This window comes from Streptomyces sp. NPDC052052 (assembly GCF_040680455.1).
In the GTDB taxonomy this organism is placed as follows: Bacteria; Actinomycetota; Actinomycetes; order Streptomycetales; family Streptomycetaceae; genus Streptomyces.
The window spans coordinates 1-3336 of record NZ_JBFAWU010000055.1; the positions used below are offsets into that span (position 1 = coordinate 1).

General features: G+C 74.1%; 1 protein-coding gene. It reads left to right on the top strand.

Annotated elements, in window-relative coordinates; translation table 11 throughout:
- Positions 1 to 25: 25 nt before the first annotated feature.
- On the top strand, positions 26 to 3336 hold a 3311-nt coding region (locus tag AB0L71_RS32600), incomplete at its 3' end, for a type I polyketide synthase (protein WP_365250343.1).

The following is a 3336-nucleotide window of genomic DNA, read 5'->3' on the forward strand; positions in this document are numbered from 1 at the left end:
GCAGCCGTGGCTGGGGGATCACGCGGTGACCGGGACGGTGCTGCTGCCCGGGACCGCCTTCGTCGACCTCGCCCTCCACGCAGGCGGCCAACTCGACTGCGACGAGCTGGTCGAGCTCACCCTCGAGGTCCCGCTGCTGCTCGGCCCCGGTGATACGGTGCGGCTCCAGGTGAGCGTGGAAGCCGCGGACGAAGCAGGCCGTCGTTGCGTGAGCGTGCACGCGCGATCGGACGCGGAGGACGGCGACGAAACCGCCCCCTGGACCCGGCACGCCACCGGCCTCCTCGCGCCCGCCGGGCCTGCGGCGGCTGCGGCACCGGACGAACTACGGGCCTGGCCCCCGGTCGGCGCGCGCCCCGTGGACGTCGATACGCTGTATGCCCAGCTCGCCGAGCGCGGATACGACTACGGGCCGGCTTTCCAGGGGGTACGGGCCGCATGGCGCACCGCGGAGGCGACCTACGCCGAGGTGCTGCTCACCGACGAACAGCAGGCTTCCGCCGCCGGGTTCGGTCTGCATCCCGCTCTCCTGGATGCCTCCCTGCACGCGGGGCTCCTTCCGGTCGGGGAGGGGCCCGACGGCACCGGTGACGGCGTGCCGCGGCTGCCCTTCGTCTGGTCGGGGGTACGGCTGTATGCGACCGGTGCGACGGTGCTCCGGGTGCGTCTGACCCCGCTGGGCCCCCACACCCTCGCGCTCGCCGTCGCCGACGCCGAGGGACGGCCGGTCGCCTCGGTCGCCTCGCTCGCGCTGCGTCCCGTCCCCGGCGGAACCGTCGCCGTCCCAGCGACGACCGACTCCCTGTATGCGCTGGAGTGGACCGGAACCCCCGCGGCAGGTCCAGTAGGAGTCTTGCCCGGCTGGTCCCTGATCGGCGTAGACGGGCCCCTCACCGCCGACCTGATCGCCGCCGTACGGGCCATGGAGGCCACCGTCGTCGTCCACCCGGACGCTGCCGCGCTGCGCACCGCCGTCGAGGCGGGAGCGCGGGCACCGGACATCGTCCTGCTGGCCGTCGACCGGACCACCGAGGGCACCGACGCGCCCGCAGCGGTTCGGGCGGTCGTCCACCGGGTGCTCGCCGAGATCCAGCAGTGGGCCGGTGCGGACGCCCTTGCCGGCACCCGGCTGGTCCTCGTGACCCGCGGCGGTGCGGCCGTGCGTCCCGAAGCGGACACCCCCGACCCGGCCGTCGCCGCCGTGTGGGGCCTCGCCAGGAGCGTGCGCGCCGAACAGCCCGACAGGATCACCCTCGCCGACATCGACATGCATGAGGCGTCCCCGGCCGCCCTGTTGGCACACCTTGCGGCGGACACGGAGCCCGAACTCGCTCTGCGGGACGGCAGGGCATACCTCCCCCGGCTCGTCCGGGTACAGCCGCAGTCTGCCGGGGGGACTCCTGAGGAGCCTCAGGACCCGGACGGAGTGCTGTCCGGCGGCACCGTCCTGATCACCGGGGCGTCCGGCACCCTCGGCGGCCTGGTCGCCCGGCACCTCGTGACCAGGCACGGGGCCACCCGGCTCCTGCTGGCCAGTCGGCGGGGCGGCGACGCCCCCGGCGCGGACAGTCTGACGGCCGAACTTGCCGCGCTGGGAGCGGAGGTGACTATCACCGCCTGCGACGTCGCCGACCGCGACGCGGTGGCGGCACTCCTCGCGGACATCCCCGCCGAACACCCCCTCACCGCCGTGTTCCACGCCGCGGGCACCCTCGACGACGGCACGCTCGGCAGCCTCACCCCCGAGCGGTTCGACGCCGTGCTGCGCCCGAAGGCGGACGCGGCCTGGCACCTCCACGAGCTCACCAGCGACCTGGACCTGGCTGCCTTCGTGCTCTTCTCTTCGGTGACGGCGACACTCGGCAACGCGGGGCAGGCCAACTACACGGCCGCCAACGGCTTCCTGGACGCCCTCGCCCAGCACCGCCGCGCCCACGGTCTGTCCGCGACCTCCCTCGCCTGGGGACTGTGGGGCCAGGCCACTGGCATGACCGGTCACCTGGACGCGGCCGACCTCGCGCGGATGTCGCGCGGCGGTATCGCGCCGATGACCGCGCAGCAGGGCCTCGCCCTGCTCGACGCTGCGCTCACCGCCGACGAGGCCGTTCTCGTACCGGCGAGGCTGGACCGGCAGGCGCTGCGGGCGCAGGCAGGCTCCGGGCTGCTGCCTGCCGTGCTAAGCGGCCTCGTCCGCGCCCCCGCGCGCCGTGCCGCGGCGACCGTCACCGCGGCGGGCGGGGCCTCCTGGGCGGAGCGCATTGCCGCGCTTCCGGGGAGGGAACGGACAGCCGCGCTGCGGGACCTGGTCCGTACACAGGTCGCCACGGTCCTCGGGCACGCTGATGCCGGAGCCGTCGACGGAGCGCGCAGCTTCAAGGATGCGGGCTTCGACTCGCTGATCTCCGTCGAATTACGCAATCGCCTGAACGCGGCCACCGGCCTCCGGCTCCCCGCCACCCTCGTCTTCGACCACCCGACGCCCGACGCAGTCGTGGCTCTCCTTGCCGAGCGTGTGGGTGGCGGCACGACCGCGTCCCCGGTCCCCGTGGCCGGACCGCGGGCCGGGGCGCCCGTCGACGGCCCGATCGCGATCATCGCCATGGGCTGCCGCTACCCCGGTGGCGTCGGCTCGCCCGAGGACCTGTGGCGCGTCGTGTCCGATGGCATCGACGCGGTGGGGGAGTTCCCCGAGGGGCGCGGCTGGGACGCGGAGCGCCTCTACCACCCCGACCCCGACCGCGAGGGCACCACGTACGCGAGGGAGGGCGGCTTCCTCTACGATGCCGACGGCTTCGACGCGGAGTTCTTCGGCATCAGCCCCCGTGAAGCCCTGGCGATGGACCCGCAACAGCGGCTGCTCCTCGAGACGTCCTGGGAAGCCATCGAGCGGGCCGGTATCGACCCGGCCAGCCTGCGCGGCAGCAGCACCGGTGTGTTCGCCGGCGTGATGTACGACGACTACGGCTCGCGCCTGCACAGCCCCCCGGAAGGCTTCGAGGGCTATCTGGGCAACGGCAGCCGGGGCAGTGTCGCCACCGGGCGCGTCGCGTACACCTTCGGCTTCGAGGGTCCCGCGGTGACGGTGGACACGGCGTGCTCGTCGTCGCTGGTGGCGCTGCATCTGGCGGCGCAGGCGCTGCGCCAGGGCGAGTGCTCGCTCGCACTCGCGGGCGGCGTCACCGTCATGGCGACGCCGAGCGTCTTCATCGAGTTCAGCAGGCAGCGCGGAATGGCGCCCGACGGCCGGTGCAAGGCGTTCTCCGCCGCCGCGGACGGAACGGGCTGGGGCGAGGGTGTGGGCATGCTTGTCCTGGAGCGGCTCTCCGACGCGCAGAA